The organism is Acidobacteriota bacterium (assembly GCA_016716715.1).
Taxonomy (GTDB): Bacteria; Acidobacteriota; Thermoanaerobaculia; order UBA5066; family UBA5066; genus Fen-183.
Window position 1 is genome coordinate 40,200 of sequence record JADJVE010000009.1, and the last position, 25,444, is coordinate 65,643.

Consider the following 25,444-nt stretch of genomic DNA (forward strand, 5'->3'; position numbering starts at 1 on the left):
GGGTCATTGTGCCAGAAGCTCCGCCTACTGTTTCGCGAACCGCTTGAGGAGCCACTCCTGGACCGCGGGCTCGCCCTTCTTCGCGATCGCCGCCATCTCGCCGTGCGCGAGCGCCTCGATGAGGCGTCCGTCGGGCATGAGGATGATGATCGCGGGCAGCTCCGCCTTCGGGTTGATGTGGTACCTGTCGATCAGCGCGGCGTTCGGCATGTTCGACACGTCGACGTACTCGGCCACGAACTGCTGGCTGAAGACCTCAAAGAAGTTGTTCTTGTGGAGCGCGCGGTTGACGACGGCGCACGGCCGGCAGTCGTTCGTGCCGAGGTTGACGAGGAGGCGCCGGCCCGAATCGCTCGCGACCTTCTGCGCGACCGCGATCGCCTTGTCGCCGATGAGGTCCGGGTCGTAGATCGGCGCATCGGCGGCGGGCGTGGCGGCGGCGGCTGGCGGTGGAGTCTTCTTCGCGGGCTGCTCGGCGGAAACCGGCGCGGCGCAGGCGAGCGCGAGGAGGGCGAGAGCCGGGAGGGCGGGGCGGAGCGGGAGCGGCATCGGGGTTCAGTCTCCTTGGGTGGTCTTCGGTCTTCAGTTCGGCCGAGTGGGGTCGGTCGAGGGCGGCGCGGAGGCCGCTTCGAAATCGGTGCGGATCGGGCCGAACGTCTTCTCGTAGAGCGCGACGTTCTGGGAGAGGGCGTTCAGAAGCTGCTTGGCGTGGACGGGGGAGGTCAGGACGCGCGAGAGGACACGCACGTCCGTGCGCCCGGGGACGACGCGGCCGAAGTCGAGGACGAACTCGGCCGGGTTGTGGATGATGTTCGCGAAGTTCACGTAGACGCCGTTCGCGACGGTGTCGTCGATCGAGAACTGCAGGGTGGGGGGCTGGGGTCCTTCGGTCTTCGGTTCGTCGGCCACGGCGGCACCTCGCAGGTCGATTCGGGAGCCTCTTCGCAAAAGGCGCGCCAGTATAGTGTCACGGATGAGAGCCGCTCTCCTGGTCCTCGCGCTCCCTCTCGCCATTCTCGCGCCCGTTTCCGCCGACGACGCGACGCCCCTCGCCGAGGCCGACCGCCTCTGGGCGCTCCGCGCCGAGGGCTCGACGGGCGGGCGTGCCCGCGCCGAGGCGATCGACCCGGTGATCGCCGCGAGCCGCGCCGCGCTCGCGAAGGAGCCCGACTCCATCGCCGCACGCGGCCGGCTGATGCGCGCGCTGTACTTCAAGGGCGAGCACGCCCTGGACGACGTGACGGCCAAGAGGGACGTCTTCGACGAAGGCCGCAAGGTCGCCGAGGAGGCGCTCGGCCTGCTGCGGCGCGACGCGGCAAAGGCGACCGGCAAGGACCTCTCGAAGGCGTCGCCCGTCGAGCTCGCGCCTCACCTCGGCGGCCGCTCCGACGCGGTCGACGCGTTCTACTGGGCGGCCGCCGACTGGGGCAAGTGGTCGCTCGCATTCGGGAAGATGGCCGCCGTCAAGCAGGGCGCCGCGGCGAAGATCCGCGACTACGCGCAGGCGGTCATCCTCCTCGACCCCTCGTTCAACGGCGGCGGCGGCTACCGGATCCTCGGCCGTCTCCATCACCAGACGCCCTCCGTCCCGTTCCTCACGGGCTGGGCGTCCCGCACGGAGGCGCTGAAGAACCTGAGGCTCGCGGTCGCGACGGGGCCGAAGGACTTTCTCGGGCGCCAGTTCCTCGCCGAGGCGATCTGGGACTACGAGCCGGAGAGGCGCGGCGAGGCGCGCGCCCTGATGCAGGCGCTCGGAGACGAGGCACCGCAGCCGGAATGGCTCGTCGAGGGCCGGCGGTCCCAGGAGGACGCGGCGGCGAAGCTCCGGGAGTGGGGCCGATGAGAGAATGAGTCGCATGAACGATTCCCGCCTCCGGGAGGCGATCAGCCGCGTGGTTGCCGGCGCCGAGAGCCGGACGCTGCTGTCCGCGGTCGACGCGCCTCCGCGGCCGCGCAGCAGCGAGCTCGTCGAGATCCTCCGGATGCTCCAGGAGGTCGTGTACCCGGGCTTCTACGGCGATGCCCCGCTCATCCGCGCGAACCTCGGCGACCGCCTCGCGTACGTCCTGCACCAGGTCCACGAGAAGCTCTCGAACCAGATCGAGAAGGCGCTCATGCCGGACGACCCTTCGGGCGCCGCCGCGCGCGCGCCGGAGCTCGCCACGGGGCTCCTCGAGACGCTGCCCGCGATCGCGGACATGGTCGCCGACGACGTGCGCGCCGCGTTCGACGGCGATCCCGCCGCGACGGGCTTCGACGAGATCATCCTCGCCTATCCCGGGATCATGGCCATCTTCACGTACCGCGTCGCCCATGCCCTGCACGAGGCGGGCGTGCCGCTCGTCCCGCGCATGCTGACGGAGTTTGCCCACCTCGAGACGGGCATCGACATCCACCCCGGCGCGCGCATCGGGCGCTCGTTCTTCATCGACCACGGCACCGGCATCGTCATCGGCGAGACGACGGACATCGGGCACAGCGTCAAGCTCTACCAGGGAGTCACGCTCGGCGCGCTCTCGTTCCCGAAGAACGAGCGCGGCGAGCTCATCCGCGGGACGAAGCGCCACCCGACGGTCGAGGACGAAGTCGTGATCTACGCGGGAGCGACGATCCTCGGCGGCAAGACCGTCGTCGGGCGAGGGTCCGTGATCGGCGGCAGCGTTTGGCTCACGGCGTCGGTTCCGCCCGGGACGCGCGTCACGCTCCAGGGCGACCAGCTGAAGCGCGAGCCGCGTATCGCGGCCGTCGCGCCGGTCCGGCGATGACCTGGGACGCCGTGGTCCTCGGCGCCGGTCCCTCCGGCTGCTCCGCGGCGACGGCGCTCGCGCGCCGCGGACGCTCCGTTCTCCTCCTCGACCGCGACCCGGAGCCGCGCTTCAAGATCGGCGAGTCGCTCCTCCCGTGGAACACGCCGATCTTCGAGGAGCTCGGGCTGCTCGAGAAGATCGAAGGCGCGGGCTTCCAGAGGAAGTTTGGCGCGTTCTTCACCAACGAGCGTACGGGCGGCACGCGCCAGGTCGACTTTCGCCGCGCCTGGGACGCGGCCAGGCCTTCCGCGTGGCAGGTCAAGCGGAAGGACTTCGACGGAATCCTCGCGGCACACGCCGCCGAGTCCGGCGCGACGGTGCGCCGCGGCGCCGCGGTGGAGGACGTCCGCTTCGACGGCGCGCGCGCGACGGGCGTCCGCGTCGCGGGCCCCGGCGGGCCGGAGGAAATCGCCGCGAAGGTCGTCGTGGACGCAACCGGCCAGGCCGCCTTCCTCGCCTCGCGTCTGAAGATCCGGCGCCAGGACACGAAGCTCCGGCGCGCGGCGCTCTACGCGCACTACACCGGCGTCTGGCGCGGCGAGGGAGAGCGCGCCGGAGACATCCTGCTGCCCTTCCGGCCGGACGTCTGGTACTGGGTGATTCCCTTCGCCGACGGCAGCGCCTCGGTTGGGGCTGTTTTCGACCCCTCGCTTCTCGGCTCGCTCGCCGGGAAGACGAATGTCGAGAGGCTCGAAGAGATCCTCGCGCTCTCGGCGACGATGCGCGGCTACCTCGCGGGCGCGGCGCGCACGAGCGACGTCGGGTCCGTCTCGGACTACTCGTTCACCGCGACGCCTCACGGCGGCGACGGCTGGGTCCTCGCCGGCGACGCCGCAACGTTCCTCGACCCCGTGTTTTCGACGGGCGTCTTCCTCGGCATGTCGGCCGGGCTCCGGGCGGCGAAGGCGATCGACGCGGCGCTGGCGGCGAAGGGCCGCGTCGACGCGGCGGACCTGAAGGCCTACGGGCGGACGAACGAGCGGATGGTCGCGCGGTTCCGGCCGTTCGTGTACGGCTACTACGACCCGGTCTTCACGCGGATGTTCTGCGAGGAGGCTCCGCTCGATGCGCTGCGGGCGGCGGTGACCTCCACGCTCGCGGGCGACGTCGAGAGCCCGTCCCTCGGCGTGAGGGTCTTCAACCGCCTGACGCTGATGGCGTTCGCGTTCTCGCGCCTCGTCGAGAAGGACGACGGCGTGGCGACCACGGCCTGACGGCGTCGGTCGAGACGCGCCGGGCTTCCGCGAGGAGGCGGGCGACGGTCTTCGCCGTGCCGGGGACGACGCGCCGCGGCGCGAGATCGGCGAGGGGGACGAGGACGAAGAGGCGCGACACCATGCGCGGGTGGGGAACGGTCAGGCTGCGACTCGCGATCCTCTGGTTTCCGTAGAGGAGGATGTCGAGGTCCAACGTGCGAGGACCATCCTTCGCGGCACGGGCTCGCTTCCTGCCAGCGGAGGATTCGGATTTTCTTAGAAGGGTGAGAAGGGCCGGAGCGGACAGCCTCGTCCGCCCCGTGATGACGGCGTTGAGGTAATCGGGCTGACGGGGGAGTGGAGGGACCGGAGAAGATTCATAGAAAGGTGAAACGCGCATCCGCGTGAGATGCGGCGCGACGGCCTCTACACCCTTTCTAAGAAAATCTTCTCTTCTTCCGAGATTCGATCCGAGGCCGATGGCGACGAAGACGGGCCGGGGGCGCGCGGGGCGCGCCCGCACGTCAGTACTCGTCGTCCGACTCTTCGGCGCCTTCCAGCGTGGGAGCCTCGCCGAGCGGGAGCTCCTCGTCGTCGTCGACGCGCTTGGCCGCGGGATCCTCGGGCTCGGTGACGACGTCCTCTTCCTCGCGATTACGGTCGAAGACGTCCGGATCGGCGAATTCGTCGCGCTTGGCGCGCCGCGCCGCGTGCAGCACGACGGGAGACGTCGGCTGCGGTGGCGCGTCCTTCTGATCCGCTCCGCACTTCGGGCACAGGACGGGGTTCTTCTTGAGATCGTAGAACTTCGTCCCGCATTTGAAGCACGTGTGTTTCGTTCCCAGTTCGGCCATGAGCCTCCCGAAAAGACGCCGGAACATAGCATCCGTGTTTTTTTGGGTCAACGCGCCCCGCCACGTACACTCGGCCGGACGATGGGCGAGCCCTCCCGAACCTCCCTCCGGCGAGCCGGGGCCGCCCTCGGGGCCGCGGCGTTTTTCGCCGCCGCAGCCCTTCCCGCCCGCGCGCAGATGCCCTTCGGCGCCGTGACCGCCCGCGCGACCGCCCTCGGCGGCGCGGCCGTGGGCCTGGGGCCCGACGTCGCGGGCGCCGTGGACAACCCCGCGCTCGCTCCCGACAAGAACTTCGCGTTTGCGCTCTCGGCGGGCCTCGTCACGCGCGAGAGCGGCGACTACTTCGCGCCGCTGAAGATCATCGCCGGGAACGACCCCGTGAAGCTCGCGACCGGCGCCCAGCCGCAGAGCTACGCGGACGTCGTCGCGGCGCTCCGCACGCTCGCGGACCCGGGCAACGGGATGCTCGGGAACGGAAACGTCTCGCTCGCGGCCGCGCACGGGGGCTGGGAGCTGTCGTTCACGGATCGCGCGTTCAGCGGCACGTTCGTGCGGGCAGACCTCGTCCACACGGCGCTCGGGGCGAACCCCGCGACGTCGATCGCCTTCAACAAGTCTGCCGCCGTCTTCCGCGGCCTGGAGCTGAAGGACCTCGCGCTCGCGAAGTCCATGTCGTTTCTCGAGGGCACGATCACGGTCGGCGCGGCCGTCCACGCGCTCTGGGGCACGACGTACGTCTCACAGGAGTCCGCCTTCACGACGGACGCGGGCGCCGGGCCCTTGAGCTTCGCCCAGACGTCCCTCGACGGACTCGCCCAGTCCCACACCGACTGGTCCGCCGACCTCGGCGCCCTCGCGTCGTTCGGCCCGGTCCACGTCGGCGCGGTCTGGCGGGGCATCAACAAGCCGTCGTTCCCGTACGCGGACGGCGCGCCCGCGGCCGAGCGGGGGCAGTCCGTGACGTGGGGCCAGCAGCTGCGCGTCGGCGCGTCCGTGCACGTTCCGCTCATCGGCCTCACGTTTGCGGCGGACGCCGACCTGACGGCGAACGACACGCTCGTCGAGGGGCTGAAGAGCCGGGAGATCGGCGGCGGCGTCGAGTGGACGATCGTCGCCCTCGTCGTCCGCGCCGGGGCGTCGGTCAACCTCGAGTCGCCCGACAAGAAGCCGGCGCTCACCGGCGGCGCGGGCGTCGTGATCGGCCCCGCGAAGGTCGACCTCAGCGGCGTGTATCGCACGGCCGACGGGGCGCTCGGCCTCGTGGCGACCGCGCGCTTCGGCATCTGACCCGATGCTCCGTTTCGAACGGCTCACGGCCCCCGGCCCGGGCCCGCGCCGGGGACGCCTGACGCTGGACCACGGCACGGTCGAGACGCCGGCGTTCATGCCCGTCGGGACCGCGGGCACCGTCAAGGCGGCGCGCTGGAGCGACCTCGAAGCGGCCGGCGCGGAGATCGTCCTCGCGAACACGTACCACCTCATGCTTCGGCCCGGCGGCGACACGGTGCGGCGGCTCGGAGGACTGCACCGTTTCACCGGATGGGACCGGCCGATTCTCACGGACTCGGGCGGATACCAGGTGATGTCGCTTGCGGGCAGCCGGACGCTCTCGGAGGACGGCGTCCTCTTCCGCAGCCACGTCGACGGGTCCGCGCACGCGCTCACGCCCGAACGCGCCGTCGAGCTGCAGCTCGGGGACTTCGGCGTCGACGTCGCGATGGTCCTCGACGAGTGCACGCCGTGGCCGGCGACGAAGGACGAGGCGCGGACGTCGATGGAGCTCACCCACCGCTGGGCGGCGCGCGCGGCTGTCCGGCGCGAGGCGCTCGCCTCGCCGCGCGGCGCGCTGTTCGGGATCGTGCAGGGCGGCATGCACCCGGACCTGCGCGCGGAGAGCGCCGCCGCGATCGCCGCGCTCCCGTTCGACGGCGTCGCGTGCGGCGGGCTCTCGGTGGGGGAGCCGAAGGACGAGATGCGCGCGATGGTCGCGGCGACGGCGCCTCTCCTCCCGGAAGACCGGCCGCGCTACCTCATGGGCGTCGGGCGGCCCGACGACCTCATCGACGCCGTCGCGCGGGGGTTCGACCTCTTCGACTGCGTGCTCCCGACGCGCGCCGCACGGCACGGCCTGCTCTACACCTCCGAGGGGACGCTCGCGATCAAGCACGCGCGCTACCGCGAGGACGCCGCGCCCCCGGACCCCGCGTGCGGCTGCCCGACGTGCCGCCGCCACTCGCGCGCGTACCTCAGGCACCTGTTCGTCGCCGGCGAGCCCACGGCGGCGACGCTCCTCACCGTCCACAACCTCACGGCGATCCTTGACTTGATGCGGGGAATCCGTGAGGCTCTCGCCTCGAATCGGTTCACGGCGTGGGCGGCGGAGGCGCTTCCCCGCTGGTCGCGAGCCGTCGGAAAGGACTCCTGATGAACCCGTCCCTGCTGCAGGCCGCCCCCGCGGGCATCGCGGCCAACCCGATCGTGCAGATGGTCCCGTACCTGCTCATGTTCGTGATCTTCTACTTCGTGCTCCTCGCGCCGATGCGCAAGCAGCAGAAGAAGCAGAAGGAGCTGATCTCGGCCCTGAAGAAGGGCGACCGCGTCGTCACGTCGGGCGGGATCCACGGGACGATCGCGCAGGTCGAGGACCAGATCGTGTGGCTCAAGATCTCCGACACGACGAAGATCAAGATCAACCGCAGCGCGATCGCGGGCCTCTCGGCCGACACGGACACGAAGGAACCCGCCTGACCTCCGGACTTCCGTGAGAAAATAAGGGGTGCCCCCCCGGCGACCTCTCACGCTCCTCCAGTCCTCGGACTGGCATGTGGGTTCCGCGCTCACGGGCGGGGGGCTCGGAATGCCCCCGGAGGTGCGCGCCGTCCGGCGCGAGGAAGTCGACGGCGCCGCCGAGCGCGCCGTCGAGGCCGCGAGGGCCCGCGGCGTCGACGCCCTCGTCGTCCCCGGGGACCTCTGGGACGCCGAGAACGTTCCTGCCGCCGCCGTCCACCGACTGCTGGAGGCGTTCGCCTCGTTCGCGCCGCGGCCCGTCTTCGTCGCGCCCGGCAACCACGACTTCGCCGGCGCCGGCGGCTGGTACGACCCGTCTGTGCTCGCGGCGCTCGGCATGCGGGCGTGGCCGGAGAACGTCGTGGTCTTCCGCGCCCCGGCGTGGGCCACGGTTCCGTTCCCGGGACGGGACGACGCGACCGTCACGGGCCGCGCGTTCCTGTCGCCCGCGGTCGTCGTCGACCGTCCGCTTTCGCCGCCGCCCCCGCGGCCCGCTTCGGAACACGCCCTGCTCCTTCTCCACGGCTCGCTCGAGAGCTATCCGGGCGCGGACTCGCCGCGCGGGGCCAAGCGCACGGCGCCGTTCTCGCGGCGCGAGGTCGTCGACGCCGGCTTCTCCTGGGCGGCGCTCGGCCACCACCACCACGTCCATTTCGTCGAGGACGACTCGGGCGTGCGCCGCGGGGCGTATTCGGGCTGCCCGACCGGACGGGGTCTCGACGAGACGGGAGCCCGCGTGTTCCTCGAGGTCACGCTCGTCCCGGGCGAGCCGCCGCGCGTCGAGACGCTGCCGGCGGACTCCCGCGTCGTCCACGACCTGACGGTCGACGCGACGGATCTCGAGGGGGCGGCGCTCGCCGAGAGGGTCGAGACCGTGTGGGCCGTCGCGGCCGTGGGCCCGGCCGACCTCGTGCGCCTCACGCTCACCGGGACGCAGCCGTTCGGCGCGCGGCCCGCGGAAACGGCGCGCGCGTTCGCCGCGCGCGCCCGGCACCTCGCGGTGCGCGACCTCACGACGCCTCCCGTCGAGGACGCCGGCTTGCGCTCGGCGGAGGGCCGGTTCGCGGCGGATCTCCGGGCGCGGCGCGACCTGGCCGTCGAGGAAGGCCCGCGCCGCCTCGCGGACCTGGCCCTGCGCCTCGGGCGCGACGCGCTCGCGGGGCGTCCCGTCCTGCCCCCCGAGCCGGAGGACGCGTGAGGATCGAGCGCATCCGGGTGGAGGGCTTCGGCGCGCTGCGCGACCTCGACCTCGCGTGGCCGGAGGGCAGCGTCCTCCTCGCCGTCGACCCGAACGAGACGGGCAAGACCACGCTCTGCGAGGCGATTGTGACGGCGCTCTACGGGCTGCCGAAACTGCGCGGCGTCGCGACGCGCGTCCGCGAGCTGCGCCGCCCGCGCAGCGGCGCTCCGATGCGCGTCGGACTCGACGTCTCGGCGGACGGCCGGAAGTGGTCCGTCGACCGCGACCTCGACGCGGGGACGCTCCGCATCGTGGACCGCGAGCGCGGCGCCGACGCCACGGCCGAATTCCTGCGCGCGGGCGGCCGGGACGTGTTCGGCGAGACGGTCACCGGCGGCCTCGGGGAGCCCCTCTTCCGCGCGACGGCGTACGTGAAGCAGAACGTGCTGGACACGGACCGTCTCGAGGCCGGCCTCACGGTGGAGCTCGCCCGGATCGCCGACTCGGGCGGCGGGGAAGCCTCGGTCGTGCGCGCGCTCGCGGCGCTCGAGCAGGCCCGCCGGGAGATGCCGGGCGCGACGACGGGCGGCGCCGTCTCGGTCGACACGGAGATCTCCCGCCTCACGAAGAAGATCGAAGCGGCGAAGGCCCGGCGCGACACCCTTGCGCAGAAGCGGCGTGAGGCCGCCCAGGCGTCCGCCGCCCTCGCGTACCGCACACGCGTGCGGGACGACGTCCGTCGCCGCGCGAATCTCGCGGAGCTTCTCGCCGTCGCCGCGGAGCGGCGCGCCCTCTCGGAGCGGCTCGACGTCGCGCTCGCCGCGGAACGGAAGCGCCGCGAGACCGAAAACGAGGTCCGCTCGCTCGCGCCGGAGGCCGCGCTCTTCTCGGACGCCGCGCTCCGGGACGTGGACCGGCTGCGCGAGGAGCGTGGCGCGCGCCCGCAGGCCCTCGACGCCGCGCGCGCAGCTCTGGAGTCCAGCCTGCGCGAGGCCTTGCGAGACGCCGGGGATCTGTCGCGCCGGTTCGGCGCCGCTTCGCGCCTCGAGGACGAGCCCCGGGCGCGGTTCGAGGCGCTCCTGCGCGCCCTCGCCGGCCTCAGGAAGGAGCTCGAGGATGCCGAGCGGGCGCTCGAGGCGCACTGGGACGTGCTGCGCGCGGACGGGCTCGCGGAGGAGTTCGTGCGGCTGGATGCGATCGCCGCCGAGGACCGCGAGTTCGTGCTCGGGGCCGAGGAAGAGCGCGGAACGCTCGAGCTCGAGGGCGTCAAGCTGGACCGGAAGGTCGCGGACGCCTCGGCGATCGCGGCGATCGTCGCGGGCGAACGCGCGCAGAGGGTGAGGCTCGGCCGGGGGACGGTCGCCGCAGCGGGCGCTCTCGTGCCGGTCGTCGCGTGGCTCGCGTGGCCCTCGGCCGGCGCCCCGCTCCATGTGACCGTCGCCGTCGCCGTCTTCGCGCTGACGCTCGGCCTCCTCGGCGCGATCGGCTGGACGCGTGCGGCGACGCACCGCGTCGCGGACGAGGCCCGGGCCCGCGAGGAGGAGGCCGCCGCGCGCCGGCGCGCGGCGGAGCTCCGGCGCCAGCTCTCGGAGCTGCGCCTCCGGCTGGACAAGGTGGCCCGGAGCGCCGGCTTCCGCGACGCGGCTTCGCTCCTCAAGGCCCATCGCCGCGTCCGTGCCGCCGACGACCGCCGCCGCGCTCTCGCCGCCGCGACGACGCGCCGCGACGACGCGAAGCGGCGCCTCGACGCGCTCGACGCCGACCTCGCGCCGTTCCGCGAAACGCAGGGCCTTCCGCCCGGGATCCCCGGGGAGGACGACGCGGCGCGCCTCCTCGACGTCCTCGTCGAGCTCGGCCGCGTCCGGCAGGAGTCCCGAACGCGTGAGGAAGTCCTCGCCAAGGAGAGCGAGCGCCTCGCGCGCGAGGACGCGGACCTCCGCGACCTCGAGCGGCGCCTGCGCGACGCGCTCGCCGCGACCGGCGTGCCTCAGGGTCTCCCGATCGCCGAGGCGCTTCTCGCGGTGGAGGCGGGGCGGCGCAAGGCCGCGAAGCTCCGCCAGCTCCAGGAGCACGAGCTGCCCGCGCGCCGCGAGGCGGAGACCGCCGGCGATCCGGAGGATCTCGCGGCCCGGATCGAGGCGCTCGACGCGGAGATCGCGCGACGCACCGCCGAGGCCGGGGGCGAGGCCGCGGCGGCGGGCGCGTCCGGCACGCCCGAGGAGGCGCGTCGCGCCGCCGAGGAGGCTCGCGCGGCCCTGGCGCGCGCCGAGGACGAGCGGTCGGCGGCCGAGAGGGCGCTCGCGGCGGCGGCGCGCGCGGGAGGAGACACGGCGCGGGACGTCGAGGAGGATCTCGAGACCTCCACGGCGCTCCTCGCGCGCGCGATCGTCTTTCGCGACGCCGTCGACCTCGCGCGCGAATCCCTCGGCGGGGCCGCGGCGTCCGTCTATTCGGACTTTCGGCGCGGCCTGAACGAGGCTTCGCGCGCGATCCTCGCCACGTGGAGGACCCCGTACGAGGCGCTCGAATTCTCGGACGACCTCACGCTCTCGGCGCGCGTGAAGGGCGGCCGGGTCGCGACGAAGACGGAGATCGAGGCGGGCCTCTCGACCGGCGCCCGCGAGCAGCTGCACCTCACGGCGCGGCTCGCCGCGCTCCGCTACCTGGGGACCGGCGCGGCCGGCGTCCCGCTCCTCCTCGACGACCCGCTCGTCGGCGCCGACGACGAGCGGTTCGTCGCCGTCATGAGGTTCCTCGCGACCGAAGTCCTGGGCGAGCGGCCGGTCCTCGTCGTGTCGTGCCACGCATGGCGGCACGAGCGTCTCCTCGCGGCGCTCGGAGACGCGGCGCCGCGCCTGGCGCGGGTGTCCCTCGCGCCGTTCTCGTCCCGGCCGGCGGGCGTCGCCGCGCCGGACTGACCCTCCCGGGTTCTGCTAGACTCCGCCGGTTCGCCCGGAGAAGCCGGGTGTATCCCGCGGGTTTCCCGTCGCTCCGGTGGCCTCGGCCGCCCCCGGCCGGGCCCGCTCCCGGAGGTTGCGTTCGTGAACAAGCCCATCGGATGGCGCGTCGGCGTGACGTTGGCCGTCCTCATCGGTTCGCTCGGCGCTTATTGGTGGCGCGGCCACGAGGCGCTCAAGAAGTCGCCCACTGCCCCGCCGAATCCCTCGATGTCCGAGGTCCTCCGCAACGGCATCAAGCTCGGCCTCGACCTCAAGGGAGGGATCCACCTCGTCCTGCAGGTCAAGACGACCGACGCGCTGAGGGTCGAGGCGCAGGACACGCTCGAGCACCTCAAGGACGAGGGCACGAAGCGCGGCGTTGCGGTGACCCCGGCGGGCCCCGCCGACGGCACGGGCTTCACGCTGAAGCTCGACGAGAAGACGGACCAGGCCAAGCTCAAGGACCTCGTCAAGTCGATCCTCCCCGCGAATTCCTGGTCCGTGGACGAGCGCGGCCGCGAGTGGAAAATCGGCTTCAAGGACGTCGAGAAGAGCGCGATCGAGGACCAGGCCACCCGCCAGGCCGTCGAGACGATCCGCAACCGCGTGGACGCGCTCGGCGTCGCCGAGCCCGTCATCCAGCGCCAGGGCACCGACCGCATCGTGGTCGAGATCCCCGGCGTCGACGACCCGAGCCGCGTGAAGGAGATCATCGGAACGACCGGCCTCCTCGAGCTCACGCTCGTGGACGACCGCGGCGGCCCGTACCCGACCGCCGAGGGCGCGAGAGCGGCCTACGGCGGGACGATCCCGGAAGACCTCCGCCTCGTCGAGGGCTTCAGCGAGGACGCCGACGCGCGCACGCGCACGCCGGTCTTCTACGTCCTGAAGCGCGCCGCCGCCGTCACGGGACGCGACATGAAGAACGCGCGGGTGGACCGCGACAAGTTCAACCAGCCCGCCGTCATGTTCTTCCTGAACGCGCCGGGCGCGGTGAAGTTCGCGAAGGTCACGGGCGAGAACATCAACAAGCGCCTCGCGATCGTCCTCGACAACCGCGTGATGTCCGCTCCGAACATCAACAGCCAGATCAAGGAGAGCGGCATCATCGAGGGCAACTTCACGGCCGAGAAGGCGGACGCGCTCGCGCTCGTCCTGCGCTCGGGCGCGCTGCCCGCCGAGATGATCGTCCTCGAAGAGCGCACCGTCGGGCCGTCGCTCGGCCTCGACTCGATCAAAAAGGGCGTCACCGCCTCGATCGTCGGGATGCTCTGCTGCTTCATCGTTGTCGTCCTCTACTACAGGCTCGCGGGCGTCAACGCCGTCGTCGCGCTCCTCTTGAACGCGATCATCCTTCTCGGCGCAATGGCGTACATCAACGCGACGCTCACGCTGCCCGGCATCGCGGGCTTCATCCTCACGATCGGCATGGCCGTGGACTCGAACGTCCTTGTCTTCGAGCGCATCCGCGAGGAGATGGACAACGGCAAGGCCCCGAAGAACGCCATCGACCTCGGGTTCAAGCGCGCCTGGGGCACGATCGTCGACACCCACGTCACGACGATCTCGGCCGCGCTCTTCCTCTTCCAGTTCGGCACCGGCCCGATCAAGGGCTTTGCCGTCACCCTCGTCATCGGCCTAACCGCGTCGGTCTTCACCGCGGTCTTCGTTTCGCACCTCCTGTTCGACCTGATCTACGGGCCGAAGGAGCGTGTCGAGACCCTGTCCATCTGAATCGGAGCATCGCGTGCGTCTCTTCCACAACACGAACATCGACTTCCTGAAGATCAAGTGGATCTGCATCTCGCTGTCGATCCTCGCGATCGTCATCGGGACGATCTCCCTCGTCGCCAAGGGCGGCCCGAACCTCGGGATCGACTTCACGGGCGGCGCGCAGATCGTCTACGCGTTCTCGAAGACCCCCGACGAGGACCAGATCCGCAAGATCGTCGAGGCCGCGAACGTCAAGGTCGTCTCCGTCCAGCGGTACGACAAGGCCGAGCGCAACCAGGTGCTCCTGCGCGTGCCCATGGAGAAGAAGGAAGGGCGTGACGTCTCGAAGGAAGTCACGGCGGCCCTCACGAAGGCGCTCCACCCGGCCGGCGCGGGCCCGGACGCCTTCGACCTCAACCTGAACGGCGCCGACCTGCTTCTCAAGAAGCTCATCGCCGACGACCCGGAGCACGCCGCGCAGCGCCCGAGCGTCGACCCCAAGGTCGAGTACGGCCGGGTCACGCAGGCGATCATCGCCGCGCGGTCCGAGAAGGGACTCTTTGCGTCCGTGGCCGACGCCGCAAAGACGCCCGGCGTCTCGCCGACGCTGGCGGAGTGGCTCAAGGCAAAGACGATTGCCGGCCCCTTCACGCTGATGTCGGCCGAGAACGTCGGCCCGCAGGTCGGGAAGGACCTCCGCGAGAAGGGCACGTGGGCGATCCTGTTCTCGTGGCTCGCGATGCTGCTCTACATCGCCTTCCGATTCCGCTCGGCGTCCTTCGGGACCGCGGCGGTCGTCGCGCTGATCCACGACACCTGGATCACGCTCGGCCTCTGCTCGATCCTGAACCTCGAGATCTCGCTTACGGTCGTCGCCGCGTTTCTGACCCTCATCGGCTACTCGGTCAACGACACCGTCGTCGTTTTCGACCGGATCCGCGAGAACCGCGAGAAGAACCGGCGCGCCCCGCTCGCCGAGCTCGTGAACCACTCCGTCAACCAGACGCTCTCGCGCACGGTGCTCACGTCGCTCCTGACGTTCGTCGTCGTGGTCGTCCTGTTCCTCCTCGGCGGCGAGGTCCTGCGCGGATTCTCGTTCGTCATGCTGGTCGGGATCATCGTCGGAACGTACTCGTCGATCTTCATCGCGGCCCCGCTCGTGGTCGTCTGGGAAGAGTGGCGGCAGAAGCGCGCGGCGGCGAAGTCCACGGGCGCTCCCGCCCCGACGAAGCCCGGCAAGGCCGCCGCGGCGAAGTCCCGCTAGCGTTCAGGCGGCGTCCGAGGCCTCGGGGCCGAGGACGCCCTCCCATTTCGCGACGACGACGGCCGCGACGCAGTTGCCCGCGAGGTTGATCGACGTGCGGGCCATGTCCATGAGCTCGTCCACCGCGAGGATCATCGCGACGCCCGCCTCTCCCGGCAGGTTGAAGCTCGCGCAGCCGGCCGCGATGATCACGAGCGAGGCCCGCGGCACGGCGGCGACGCCCTTGGACGTGAGCATGAACACGAGGCACATCGTGATCTGCTCGGCGATCGACAGGTGGCGCCCGGCGGCCTGCGCGATCGTCATCGTGGCGAGGACGATGTAGAGCGTCGAGCCGTCGAGGTTGAAGCTGTAGCCCGCGGGCAGGACGAAGCCCGCGACGCCCTTCGGGACGCCGAACTCGACGATCCGCTCGAGCGCGCGGGGAAGGGCGGCCTCGGATGACGCCGTGGAGAACGCGATGAGGAACGGCTCGCGGATCTTCGCGAAGAACCGCCGGATCGACACCCCGCAGAGCTTCAGGGCCGGCACGAGGACGATGAGCGCGAACACGATCAGCGCCGCGTAGAGGGAGCCGACGAGCTTCGCGTAGCTCCCGAGGACCGTGATCCCGTGGTGCGAGACCGCGCCCGCCATCGCGCCGAAGACGCCGAGCGGCGTGAGCGCCATGACGTAGTCCGTGAGCTTGAAGAGCACGGCGACGGCGGACTCGAAGAAGTCGACGAACGGCTTCGCCCGCTCGTGGCCCACGTGGGCCGCGGCGACGCCGAGGAGCGTCGCGAAGATGACGATCTGCAGGATGTCCTGCTTCGCCATCGCGTCGACCACGTTGGAGGGGAAGAGGTGGAGGAGCGTCTCGACGGCCGTCTTCGGCTTCGCGAGGATCTCGCCCGTGGCCGGGAGCTTCAGGTCGAGACCGGGCTTCACGAGGTTCGCGAAGACGAGGCCGATCACGAGGGCGATCGTCGTGGCGATCTCGAAATAGATGAGCGCCTTGACGCCCATCCGCCCGACGGCCTTCACGTCGCCCGTCTTCCCGATCCCGAGGACGATCGTCGAGAAGATGAGCGGGACGACGAGCATCTTGATGAGGTTGATGAAGGCCTTCGAGAGGAACCGGAACGATTCGTAGGCCCAGGGGTACGTCTCGGCCGGGAGGAAGTGGCCGAGGACGACCCCGAGGATCAGCGCGTAGAAGATGAGCGCCGTCGGGGATAGCCAGCGGCTCCGCGCGCGGCCGCCGCTCACGCCGCGGCGCCCCCGCGGGCCTTGCGCGCCTTCCACCATTCCCAGGCGAGCGGCAGGACCGAGATCCCGATGATCGCGAGGACGACGAGGGAGAAGTTCTTCTTCACGATCGGGATGTTCCCGAAAAAGTAGCCCGAGAAGACGCAGATCGCGACCCAGGCGACGCCGCCGATCACGTTGTAGGCGATGAACGTCCCGTACGTCATCGAGCCGACGCCCGCGACGAACGGCGCGAACGTCCGCACGATCGGGACGAACCGCGCCAGGATGATCGTCTTCTTGCCGTGCTTCTCGTAGAAGGCTTCCGTCTTCTTCAGGTGTTCCTGCTTGAGGAACTTCACGGTCCCGTCGAAGGCGCGCGGGCCGATCTTCTTTCCGATCCAGTAGTTGACCGTGTCGCCGAGGATGGCGGCGAGGGAGAGGAGCAGGAAGAGGGCCCAGACGTTCAGGGTGCCGAGCGAGGCGAGGGCGCCGGCGGTGAAGAGGAGCGAATCGCCCGGGAGGAACGGCGTGACGACGAGGCCGGTCTCGCAGAAGACGATCGCGAACAGGATCGCGTTCGTCCAGGCCCCGTAGTCCCGCGTGACCTCGGCAAGGTGCTTGTCGATGTGCAGGAAGACGTCGATCAGCTGCTTCAACAGATCCATTTCGGCCCTCGTTGGGTGCGGAGGATAGCCGGAAAGGACGATAATGGGCGGCCGTGCTGCGCTTCGAGGACATCCTCGAGAAGGTCGAGTCCTACCACCCCCACGTGGACGAGGACCTGCTGAGGCGCGCCTACGTCGTCTCCGCGCACGAGCACCGGAATCAGCTCCGCTCCTCGGGCGAGCCCTATCTCGTCCACCCGCTCAACGTCGCGATGATCCTCGCGGAGATGAAGCTCGACGAGGCGTCGATCGCGGCGGGCCTGCTCCACGACGTCCTCGAGGACTCGTCGATGACGAAGGAGCGGGTCGCGGAGCTTTTCGGCCCCGACGTCGCCCACCTCGTCGACGGCGTCACGAAGATCGGCAAGTACGCCTTCACGTCCAAGGAGGCGCAGCAGGCCGAGACGTTCCGGAAGATGCTGCTCGCGATGACGGACGACCTGAGGGTCATCCTCGTCAAGCTCGCGGACCGCCTCCACAACATGCGGACGCTCGAGCACCTGCCCGAGCCGAAGCAGCGCACCGTGGCCGCCGAGACGATGGAGATCTTCGCCCCGCTCGCGAACCGGCTCGGGATGGGCAAGATGAAGGGCGAGCTCGAGGACCTCTCGTTCCGGTTCCTCTACCCCGAAGAGTTCGCCACGCTGCAGACGGCGGTCGACGAGAGGATGAAGGCCTCGGCGGCCAGCGTCGAGAAGATCCGCCAGGAGCTCATCGCCAGGACGCAGGCCATGGGCATCGAGGCGGAGATCACGGGCCGTGTGAAACGGTACTGGTCCGTCCGGCAGAAGCTCATCCGGCAGGCCATTCCGCTCGAGCAGCTCTACGACGTCCTCGCGTTCCGCATCCTCGTCTCGAGCATCCCCGACTGCTACACGGTCCTCGGCATCGTGCACCAGTCCTGGCGGCCCGTTCCCGGGCGCATCAAGGACTACATCGCGATGCCGAAGCGGAACTTCTACCAGTCCCTCCACACGACGCTCGTCCCGGAAGGGGCCGTGCCGTTCGAGGTCCAGATCCGCACGCGGGAGATGGACCTCATCGCCGAGAACGGCATCGCGGCCCACTGGAAGTACAAGGAAGGGGAAGCGAGCCGCGCGCAGGAGGCGCACGTCGGCCTCCTGAGGCAGATCTTCGAGACGACGCGGGACGTGTCGGACCCGCGCGAGTTCCTCTCGTCGCTGAGGATCGACCTGTACCCGGACGACGTGTACATCTTCAGCCCGAAGGGCGCCGTCTTCGCGTTTCCTCGTGGCGCGACGCCGGTCGATTTCGCGTACCGCGTCCACACGGACGTCGGACACCACACCGTGGGCGCGCGCGTCAACGGGCGCCTCGTGCCGCTCAAGACCCCGCTCGTGAACGGCGACATCGTCGAGATCCTGACGTCGCCCTCCTCCCAGCCCTCGCGCGACTGGCTCAGCTTCGTGCTGACCGCGCGCGCGAAGAACAAGATCCGCGCCCACATCCATACGGCCGAAAAGGAAAAGTCCGTCGAGATCGGCCGGCGCCTGCTCGACCGCGAGCTCAAGAAGTGGAAGAAGAGCCTCCCGAAGCTCCTCGAGGCGAAGGCGTTCGATCCCTTCCTCGGGGACTTCGGCGTTTCGAAGGTGGACGACCTCATCGCGGACGTCGGCTTCGGCAAGCTGGCGCCGCGCGCCGTCGTCGCGAAGCTCCTGCCCGAAGCGGGGGGGGACGGCCAGGCGCCTGCGCAGTCCCGCGTGGCCGCGATCGGAAGCGCCATGCGCCGCGTCCTGCCGTTCGGGGCGGCGCCGGGGATCCGCGTCAAAGGGGAGAACGACCTCCTCGCGACGCTCGCGAAGTGCTGCCAGCCCGTCCCGGGCGAGGACATCGTGGGCTACGTTTCCCGCGGCCGGGGCGTCTCGGTCCACTCCGTGGGCTGCTCGAACGTGCGGAGCCTCCTGTTCGACCCCAGCCGGGAGATCGCCGTCCAGTGGGAGACGGCGAAGGACCAGTCCGTCACCGTGGACCTCGAGATCCACACCGAGGATCGCCAGGGCATGCTCGCCCGCATCACCCAGCTCCTCTCGGCCGCGAACTCCAACATCCGTTCGATCGAGGCCCGGACGAGCGGGGACGGCCGCGCGACGATCGACGCCAGCGTCACGACTCAGGATCGGCGGCACCTGGAGCGCCTCCTCGTCGGCCTGCGCGCGCTTCCGGGCGTCACCGACGTGAGACGAAAGCTGCATTCCTCGGACGCCGAAGCCGGCTGACCCTGGCCCCGGATGGTGTCCTTTTTCAGCGCGATCGAATCGGCGGGGCCCTGACGGAGCTTCGCCTCTACCCGCGTTTTCCTGAATTCCGGATGGGGCGGACTTGTACCACAATCGATTCCCGGCCGCAAGGGAAATCGCACATTCGCAACGACTTGACACTACCCGGGGGGGAACGCCCAGAATAAGGCGAGTCAATCTCTTTTCACGGCAGACCGTGTCTCGCGTTCCGGGGTAGGAGGTCAGCAGACCGTGCTGTTCCGCAAGGCGAAAAACCTCGTCGGACTCGACATCGGCTCTTCGGCCGTCAAGATGGTCGAGTTGAAGGAGGGCAAGGAGGGCACGTTCCACCTCGTGAAGGCGGGACTGGAGACCCTTTCGCCCGAAGCCATCGTCGACGGGGCCATCATGGACTCGTCTCTCGTCGTCGAGACCATCACCCGGCTCCTCGCGTCGACGGGCGTCAAGAACCCGAACGTCGCCGTGTCGGTTTCGGGCCACTCCGTCATCGTCAAGAAGATCATGCTGCCGACGATGCCGGAGGAGGAGCTCTCGGAGTCCATCCGCTGGGAGGCCGAGCAGTACGTCCCGTTCGACATCAACGACGTCTACCTCGACTACGTCGTCCTCGACCCCGGCGCCGTGGGCGAAACCATGGGCGTCCTGCTCGTGGCCGCCAAGAAGGAGAAGGTCGACGACTTCAAGAACGTCGTGACCCAGGCGGGGCGCACGCCGTCGCTCGTGGACGTCGACGCGTTCGCTCTCCAGAACTGCTACGAGGTCAACTACGGGGCCGATCCGGGCCGCGTCGTGGCTCTCGTGAACATCGGCGCCTCGGTCATGAACGTGAACATCCTGTCGCAGGGCCAGACGGTCTTCTGGCGCGACATCACGTTCGGCGGCAACCAGTTCACGGACGCGCTCCAGAAGGCCTATTCGCTCAACTTCGAGCAGGCCGAGTCCCTCAAGAAGGGCGAGCCCGTCGCGGGGCAGACGGCGCAGTCCATCCAGCCCGTCCTGACCGGCGTCTCGGAGGACGCGGCGGCCGAGCTGCAGAAGACGCTCGACTTCTTCCAGGCCACGTCGGGCGCCGACCGTGTGGATTCCATCGTCGTCTCGGGCGGCGGCTCGAAGGCCGCGCACTTCGAGGACGTCCTGAAGGACAAGTTCGGCCTCCCGGTCGAGGTCATGAACCCGTTCCGTTCGATCTTCACCGACGACCGCGCGGTGGACGCCGCGTGGCTCTCGGAGGCCTCGCCCTCGCTCGCGATCGCCGTCGGACTCGGCGTCCGGAAGATCGGGGAGTAGCCGCATGATTCGGATCAACCTCCTCGCCGAAGCCCGGCCCCAGCGCAAAAAGAAGGGCGTCTCCGCGCTCGGCGCAGGCGGGCGGCTGAACACCCTTCTCCTCGGCGGGGCGATCGGCCTCGCGGTCCTCGTCGGCGTCATCCAGTTCTGGGTGCTCCGCAGCCAGATCAAGGCGCAGGAAGAGAAGATCCGGACGGCGCAGGTCGAGGTCACGCGCCTCGAGTCCGTCCTCAAGGAAGTGAAGGACTACGAGGCGAAGAAGGCCCGCGTCCAGCGCAAGGTCGACCTCATCAACCAGCTCAAGCAGAACCAGCGCGGGCCCGTGCGTCTCATGGACGAGGTCTCTCGCGCGCTGCCCGACCTCGTCTGGATCGAGAGGATGGAGTACCACGGGAACGCGATCTCGCTCGAGGGCAAGGCCTTCAACCCGCCGGCCGTCGCGAACTTCATCGCGAACCTGAGGCTCGTGCCCGCGTTCCAGGAGCCCAAGCTCGCGGACCTTTCCGCCTGCTCCGGGGCCTCCGGTTCCTCGCTCTACTGCTACAAGATGTCCTTCACCTTCTCCAACCTCGACCGCACGCAGCCCGAGACGGCCGCTCCGCCGCCTCCGAAGCCGGCCGAGCCTCCGAAGAAGGCCGAACGCGGCGCGGGCGGCGCCGCCGGCGTCCAGGGAATGTAGGAGGGCGCGCGAATGGCCTCGCTCGACCTCAAGCAGCTGGAAGGGAAGCCCTGGTACTACGGGCTCGGCATCGGCGTTGCGATCGCGCTCGCGCTGTACGCCGTCGCGTACTACCAGATTCCGAACTTCTCCGAGATGAAGCAGACGCTCGAGAACAAGAAGAACGAGCTCGACGTTCTGCAGCAGAAGATCACGCAGGGCCGCGCCGCCGAGCGCCGGCTGCCGCAGCTCCGCGAGGAGGTCCGGCGGACCGAGCTCGACCTCCAGCGGCTCCTGGCGATCCTTCCGACGGCCCGCAACGCCGAAGAGCTCATCAAGAAGGTCCAGGCCCTCGCGGGCCAGGGCGAGCTCTTCACGAAGAAATGGTCGCCGAAGGAGTACATCAACCGCGACTTTTACGCGGAGTGGCCGATCGACCTGCAGGTCGACGGCTCGTACCACAACCTTGCGCTCTTCTTCGAGAAGGTCGCGCGATTCTCGCGGATCATCAACATCGAGGACCTCGTGATGACCGGCTACCCCGACGCGCGGGGCGGCCGTACTCTCGGGGCCAACTTCACCGCCAAGACGTTCATTTACCTCGGCGACACGGAGCCGGCGACGCCGGCCGGCGCGAAAGCCGCCCCGAAGGCCGCGCCGAAGCCGGCCGGCGTCTCGAAGAAGGACACGGAAGGATGAGCGCCCGCCACTCCAGCCTCCGTCTGCTCGCGGTGGCCGCTGCATTCGCCGCCCTCGCGGCCTCGCCCGCCGCGGCCCAGGCTCCGGCCGCCCCGGCGCCGCCGCCCGCCGAGACGCCGAAGATCACGGACCAGGACTTCACCCCCTCCGTCTACACGTACGAGGTCGGCGGCCGGCGGGATCCGTTCCGGTCGCTTCTCGTGCGCAACCCCTCGGAGAGGGAGCGCGTCCGTCCGCCGGGCCTCGCCGGCGTGATGGTCGACGAGCTCGAGCTCCAGGGCACGATCAAGGTCAAGCAGGGCTGGGTCGCGATGATGCGCGGCCCGGACAACAAGTCGCATCTCATCCGCAAAGGCACGACCCTCTTCGACGGCGAGGTCACCGACGTGTCCGCGACGGAAGTCACGTTCCGCCAGAACGTGAACGATCCGACGAACCCGAAGCCGTTCCGCGAAGTGGTCAAGGCGCTCGCACTCCAGAAGAAGCCGTGAGCGAAGGGACGTCCATGACGACGATGCTCAGTGGGTCCGGAAAAAGAAGGGGCTCTCCCGATCAGGTGGGGTCTGGTGGAGGAAGCATGCGCAACCCGTGTGTCCTCGCCGCCCGTGTCGCGGCGCTCGCGCTGCTCGTCCCCGTGCTCTCCGGCTGCGCGTCCTCGGGCGACAACGTCGCCGCGGGGAGCTCCGGAACCACGGCGCCGGCGCCGGTCGTCCTGACCGGAGCGACGCTTCTCGCGGACGGGGATTCCCCTCGTCTCCTCCTCACGGGGAACGGACCGCTCGCCCCGACGCTCTACAACCGCGAGGGTTCCACCAAGGTCGTCATCGACGTCGCAAATGCGGTGGCCGCGCCCGGCCTCGAGCCGCCGCGCGCCGACGGCACGCTGCTCTCGCGCCTCGAGATGAAGTCCTTCGTGGAAATGGGCAAGCCCCACATCCAGTTCGAGCTGACGGCGCGCGTCCCTCTCGAGCCCGCGATCTCCTCGGACTCCGGGTCGCCCGCGATGGCCGTCAGCCTGGTGAAGGCGGCGCCCGTCCTCGTGGCGTCGGCCGCTCCCGCGGCCCCGCCCGCCGAGATGCCCGTCGTCAAGGTCGAGGCCGAGCCGAGCGTGAAGGCTGAAGAAATCCCGGCCCCCGCGGCGACGACGTCGACGACGACCTCGATCGCGGTTTCCGAGGCGGCGCCGGTTCCCGTCCACCATGCGGCCACCGGGTCGCGCGCCACGCGCCTCTCGGGCGTCGCCGTCGCCCAGAGCGGCGGCAGGCTCGTCGTGACGCTTTCGGGCAACGGATCGTTCGCCTACGAGACGTTCGCCCTCGCGAACCCCCCGCGCTACGTCGTCGACCTTCCCGGCGTCCTCCTCGCGACGCCGAAGAAGTCGCAGGACGTCCGTCACCCGGCCGTCACGCGCGTCCGCGCCTCGCAGTTCAAGGGCGGGCTCGAGCCCGTCACGCGCGTCGTGTTCGACCTCGCGAGCCCGGTCGAGCCGGCCGCGAAGTCCGCTTCCGCGGGCCTCGCGTTCGCGTTCGGGTCGGGCTCCTCCGCGCCCGCGGTCGCCGCCGCGCCGATCGTCAAGGAAGCCCCCGCGCCGCTCGTGAAGGTCGAGGCTCCGGCTCCCGCGCCCGTCAACAAAGTCACGGCCGCGCCCGAGAAGGTCGCCGTGATCGCGGCCCCCGCGGCCTCGTCCTACGAAAAGCACGAAGTCGAGGACGCGGCCGAGCCTGTCGTGAAGGCCGCGCCCGCTCCGGCCACCCCGGCCCCCGTGGCGGTCGCGGCGGCACCTCCCGCCACTTTTTCGGCCCCGCCGCAGCCGGTTGCGGCGCCCGAACCCGCTGTTTCCGACGCGCCGCACATCGTGACGGCGACGCCGGAGATCCGGCTGATCCCGGCGGAAAAGCCCGCGCCCGTCGCGAGCGCGGCCTCCCGCCCCGTTCCCCCCGCGGCCGAGCCGGCGCCGAAGCGCCGGAAGACGTCCGAGGACAAGGCGCTCATCGAGGCGGCCGAGACGCTGTTGAACCAGCAGGACGCGGCCGGAAAGCCGCGCGAGATCGCGAATCCCTTCGAGGCGCGCACGCTCGGCGCCGGCGACAAGCAGTACACGGGCGAGCCGATCACGCTCAACCTCAAGGACGCGGACATCAAGGACACGCTCCAGAGGTTCAGCGAGCTCACCCAGCTCAACATCGTCCTCGACCCCGACGTGCGGGGCACGGTCACGGTCTCCCTCCAGGAGATTCCGTGGGACCAGGCGCTCGAGCTGATCCTCAAGATCAACCAGCTCGGCTACGTGCTCGAAGGCAACGTCATGCGGATCGCGTCGTCGAACAAGCTCCTCCAGGAGGAGCAGGCGCGGCTCGCGTTCTCGGCGGCGCAGGACAAGAATCGCCCGCTCCGCACGGTCCTCCAGAAGATCTCGTACTCCAACGTGTCCGAAATGGCGGCGACGGCTCGCAAGGTCATGTCGTCGCGCGGTGACATCTTCGTCGACGCCCGGTCGAACACGCTCGTGATCAAGGAGCTGCCGGATTACCTTCCGACGGTCCTCGACCTCATCAAGAACCTCGACGTCGCGAGCCCCCAGGTCATGATCGAGGCCCGCATCATCGAGGCGAACCGCACGTTCTCGAACGAGATCGGCGTCGTGTGGGGCTTCCAGGGTGTCGCGGACGCCGCCCACGGCAACACGACGGGCCTCGTCTTCCCGAACTCGGGGAACGTCGCGGGCAACGTCTCGCTCCCGAGCGGCGCGCCCCAGGTCCTCAGCCTCTCGCTCGCGAACGTCCTCGACACGTTCCGGCTGGACGCCTCGATCCACGCGGCCGAGTCGCGCGGCCTCGTGAAGGTCGTCTCGACGCCGAAGGTCCAGACGCAGACGGGGGAGGCCGCGAGCATCCAGTCGGGCTTCCAGATCCCGGTTCAGACGACGGTCAACAACACGACGTCCGTCCTCTACATCAACGCGACGCTCCGCCTCGACGTGACCCCGCAGATCACGAACGAGGGCACGGTCATCATGGACGTGACCGTCCAGAAGCGCGAACCCGCGGTCGGCATCAACATCGCCGGCGGCCAGAACATCCCGCTCACGACGCGCGACGCCAAGACGCGCCTCATGGTGCGCGACGGTGGGACGGCGGTCATCGGCGGCATCTTCAAGATCACGAGCAACGACGGCCAATCGATGATCCCCGGGCTCTGGAAGATTCCGATCATCGGGAATCTCTTCCGGAGTCGCACCCAGAGCGAGAACACCGACGAACTCATGATCTTCATCACTCCGCGGATCATCCGCTGACAGGAGCGCGTGCGATGAAGAAGACGACTTCCTCCGTTCTGGCCCTCGGAGCCCTGCTCCTGGCGCTCCTTCCGGGCTGCTCGACGAACACGCAGGGCGACGACGCCGCACCGGTCTTTCTGGTCGGCGAGTTCACCGAGCTTCTCCTCGAGAAGCTGCTCGTCGAAGGCACCCCCGTGCAGTTCAAGACGACGACGCTGCGCAGCCGCCTCAAGGTGCCGGGCTCCGCGTCGGTGCAGTTCCTCGACGTGCAGATCGACAGCTACGTCGTGAATTGGAGCCGCCTCGACGGCGGGACGAAGGCCTCCGCTCGGAGACGTTCGCCGGGAACATCATCGTGCCGGTTGGAGGCACGTCGACGCTCAACAATTACCAGTACATGACCGCGGACGCGCTCCTGCGGTCTCCTCTCGACCAGCTCTACCCGTTCAACGGCGGCATCGACCGCGAGACCGGGAGGACCTCGATCCGTCAGGCGGGCCACGTCATCTGGTACGGCCACACGCTCTCGGGTCAGCCCGTCGTGTCGAACGAGGCCACGTTCGACCTCACGTTCCGGTACAGCGCTGCGTCCGGCCGAATCGAGGGACAGCTTGCTCGGTGACGAGGTGA

The 25,444-nt window shown here is 70.1% G+C and carries 24 protein-coding genes; 18 read left to right on the forward strand and 6 right to left on the reverse strand.

What is annotated here, in order from left to right:
* Nucleotides 1-24: 24 nt before the first annotated feature.
* Nucleotides 25-549 (reverse strand): thioredoxin family protein, encoded by a 525-nt coding sequence (locus IPL89_14825; GenBank protein MBK9064444.1) that lies wholly within the window; start codon nt 547-549, stop codon nt 25-27.
* Between the two features lie 33 nt (nt 550-582).
* Complete coding sequence (locus tag IPL89_14830) at nt 583-1,014, reverse strand: DUF3467 domain-containing protein (GenBank protein ID MBK9064445.1); 432 nt, start codon at nt 1,012-1,014, stop codon at nt 583-585.
* Here IPL89_14830 and IPL89_14835 point away from each other — a divergent pair.
* Genes IPL89_14835 through IPL89_14845 form a run of 3 tightly spaced genes read left to right on the forward strand, consistent with a single transcriptional unit; the run spans nt 974 to nt 4,021 of the window.
* Nucleotides 974-1,843, forward strand: a complete 870-nt coding sequence (locus IPL89_14835; GenBank protein MBK9064446.1) for a hypothetical protein — start codon at nt 974-976, stop codon at nt 1,841-1,843. The genes IPL89_14830 and IPL89_14835 overlap by 41 nt on opposite strands.
* A gap of 13 nt (nt 1,844-1,856) precedes the next feature.
* Nucleotides 1,857-2,765 (forward strand): serine acetyltransferase, encoded by a 909-nt coding sequence (locus IPL89_14840; protein ID MBK9064447.1) that lies wholly within the window; start codon nt 1,857-1,859, stop codon nt 2,763-2,765.
* Nucleotides 2,762-4,021 (forward strand): tryptophan 7-halogenase, encoded by a 1,260-nt coding sequence (locus IPL89_14845; GenBank protein MBK9064448.1) that lies wholly within the window; start codon nt 2,762-2,764, stop codon nt 4,019-4,021. Before IPL89_14840 ends, IPL89_14845 begins: the two co-directional genes overlap by 4 nt.
* Here IPL89_14845 and folK read toward each other — a convergent pair.
* Nucleotides 3,945-4,526 carry a 2-amino-4-hydroxy-6-hydroxymethyldihydropteridine diphosphokinase gene (gene folK, locus IPL89_14850; GenBank protein ID MBK9064449.1) on the reverse strand — a complete coding sequence of 194 codons (582 nt, stop codon included), beginning with the start codon at nt 4,524-4,526 and terminating at the stop codon, nt 3,945-3,947. The genes IPL89_14845 and folK overlap by 77 nt on opposite strands.
* A gap of 1 nt (nt 4,527) precedes the next feature.
* Nucleotides 4,528-4,857, reverse strand: coding sequence for a TIGR02300 family protein (locus IPL89_14855; protein MBK9064450.1), 330 nt, complete (start codon nt 4,855-4,857; stop codon nt 4,528-4,530).
* A gap of 81 nt (nt 4,858-4,938) precedes the next feature.
* Between IPL89_14855 and traF the strand changes: the two genes are divergently transcribed.
* The 7 genes from traF to secF all read left to right on the forward strand — a co-directional run bounded on the left by traF (nt 4,939) and on the right by secF (nt 14,740).
* Nucleotides 4,939-6,144, forward strand: a complete 1,206-nt coding sequence (gene traF / locus IPL89_14860; GenBank protein ID MBK9064451.1) for a conjugal transfer protein TraF — start codon at nt 4,939-4,941, stop codon at nt 6,142-6,144.
* Between the two features lie 4 nt (nt 6,145-6,148).
* On the forward strand, nt 6,149-7,282 hold the full coding sequence (gene tgt / locus IPL89_14865; protein ID MBK9064452.1) for a tRNA guanosine(34) transglycosylase Tgt: 1,134 nt from the start codon (nt 6,149-6,151) through the stop codon (nt 7,280-7,282).
* Entirely contained in the window at nt 7,282-7,605 is a 324-nt protein-coding gene (yajC, locus tag IPL89_14870; GenBank protein ID MBK9064453.1) for a preprotein translocase subunit YajC, read from the forward strand. The genes tgt and yajC overlap by 1 nt, the downstream gene beginning before the upstream one ends.
* 28 nt (nt 7,606-7,633) lie before the next feature.
* Nucleotides 7,634-8,842, forward strand: a complete 1,209-nt coding sequence (locus IPL89_14875) for a metallophosphoesterase (GenBank protein ID MBK9064454.1) — start codon at nt 7,634-7,636, stop codon at nt 8,840-8,842.
* The gene (locus IPL89_14880) at nt 8,839-11,742 is read left to right on the forward strand and encodes an AAA family ATPase (protein MBK9064455.1); all 2,904 of its coding nucleotides are present in this window, start codon (nt 8,839-8,841) and stop codon (nt 11,740-11,742) included. The genes IPL89_14875 and IPL89_14880 overlap by 4 nt, the downstream gene beginning before the upstream one ends.
* A 123-nt stretch (nt 11,743-11,865) precedes the next feature.
* A complete protein-coding gene (gene secD / locus IPL89_14885) occupies nt 11,866-13,497 on the forward strand; it encodes a protein translocase subunit SecD (protein ID MBK9064456.1) in 1,632 nt (543 codons plus the stop codon).
* A 13-nt stretch (nt 13,498-13,510) separates the two neighbouring features.
* Entirely contained in the window at nt 13,511-14,740 is a 1,230-nt protein-coding gene (gene secF, locus IPL89_14890; protein ID MBK9064457.1) for a protein translocase subunit SecF, read from the forward strand.
* A 3-nt stretch (nt 14,741-14,743) separates the two neighbouring features.
* On the opposite strand, the gene IPL89_14895 is transcribed toward secF, so the two are convergent.
* The gene (locus IPL89_14895) at nt 14,744-16,027 is read right to left on the reverse strand and encodes a cation:dicarboxylase symporter family transporter (protein ID MBK9064458.1); all 1,284 of its coding nucleotides are present in this window, start codon (nt 16,025-16,027) and stop codon (nt 14,744-14,746) included.
* Nucleotides 15,985-16,635 carry a DedA family protein gene (locus IPL89_14900; GenBank protein MBK9064459.1) on the reverse strand — a complete coding sequence of 217 codons (651 nt, stop codon included), beginning with the start codon at nt 16,633-16,635 and terminating at the stop codon, nt 15,985-15,987. Before IPL89_14900 ends, IPL89_14895 begins: the two co-directional genes overlap by 43 nt.
* A gap of 53 nt (nt 16,636-16,688) precedes the next feature.
* Here IPL89_14900 and IPL89_14905 point away from each other — a divergent pair, with 53 nt between their 5' ends.
* The 8 genes from IPL89_14905 (at nt 16,689) to IPL89_14940 (ending at nt 25,436) form a co-directional block, all read left to right on the forward strand.
* Nucleotides 16,689-18,872, forward strand: coding sequence for a bifunctional (p)ppGpp synthetase/guanosine-3',5'-bis(diphosphate) 3'-pyrophosphohydrolase (locus tag IPL89_14905; GenBank protein MBK9064460.1), 2,184 nt, complete (start codon nt 16,689-16,691; stop codon nt 18,870-18,872).
* Between the two features lie 312 nt (nt 18,873-19,184).
* Nucleotides 19,185-20,180, forward strand: coding sequence for a type IV pilus assembly protein PilM (pilM, locus tag IPL89_14910; protein MBK9064461.1), 996 nt, complete (start codon nt 19,185-19,187; stop codon nt 20,178-20,180).
* A gap of 4 nt (nt 20,181-20,184) precedes the next feature.
* Entirely contained in the window at nt 20,185-20,859 is a 675-nt protein-coding gene (locus IPL89_14915; protein ID MBK9064462.1) for a PilN domain-containing protein, read from the forward strand.
* A gap of 12 nt (nt 20,860-20,871) precedes the next feature.
* The gene (pilO, locus tag IPL89_14920; GenBank protein MBK9064463.1) at nt 20,872-21,537 is read left to right on the forward strand and encodes a type 4a pilus biogenesis protein PilO; all 666 of its coding nucleotides are present in this window, start codon (nt 20,872-20,874) and stop codon (nt 21,535-21,537) included.
* Nucleotides 21,534-22,028, forward strand: a complete 495-nt coding sequence (locus IPL89_14925; GenBank protein ID MBK9064464.1) for a pilus assembly protein PilP — start codon at nt 21,534-21,536, stop codon at nt 22,026-22,028. The genes pilO and IPL89_14925 overlap by 4 nt, the downstream gene beginning before the upstream one ends.
* Before the next feature lie 86 nt (nt 22,029-22,114).
* Nucleotides 22,115-24,832: a type IV pilus secretin PilQ gene (pilQ, locus tag IPL89_14930; GenBank protein MBK9064465.1), complete on the forward strand. Its 2,718-nt coding sequence runs from the start codon at nt 22,115-22,117 to the stop codon at nt 24,830-24,832.
* Nucleotides 24,833-24,846: 14 nt separating this feature from the next.
* Entirely contained in the window at nt 24,847-25,215 is a 369-nt protein-coding gene (locus IPL89_14935; GenBank protein MBK9064466.1) for a hypothetical protein, read from the forward strand.
* Complete coding sequence (locus IPL89_14940) at nt 25,212-25,436, forward strand: hypothetical protein (GenBank protein MBK9064467.1); 225 nt, start codon at nt 25,212-25,214, stop codon at nt 25,434-25,436. Before IPL89_14935 ends, IPL89_14940 begins: the two co-directional genes overlap by 4 nt.
* Nucleotides 25,437-25,444: the final 8 nt, after the last annotated feature.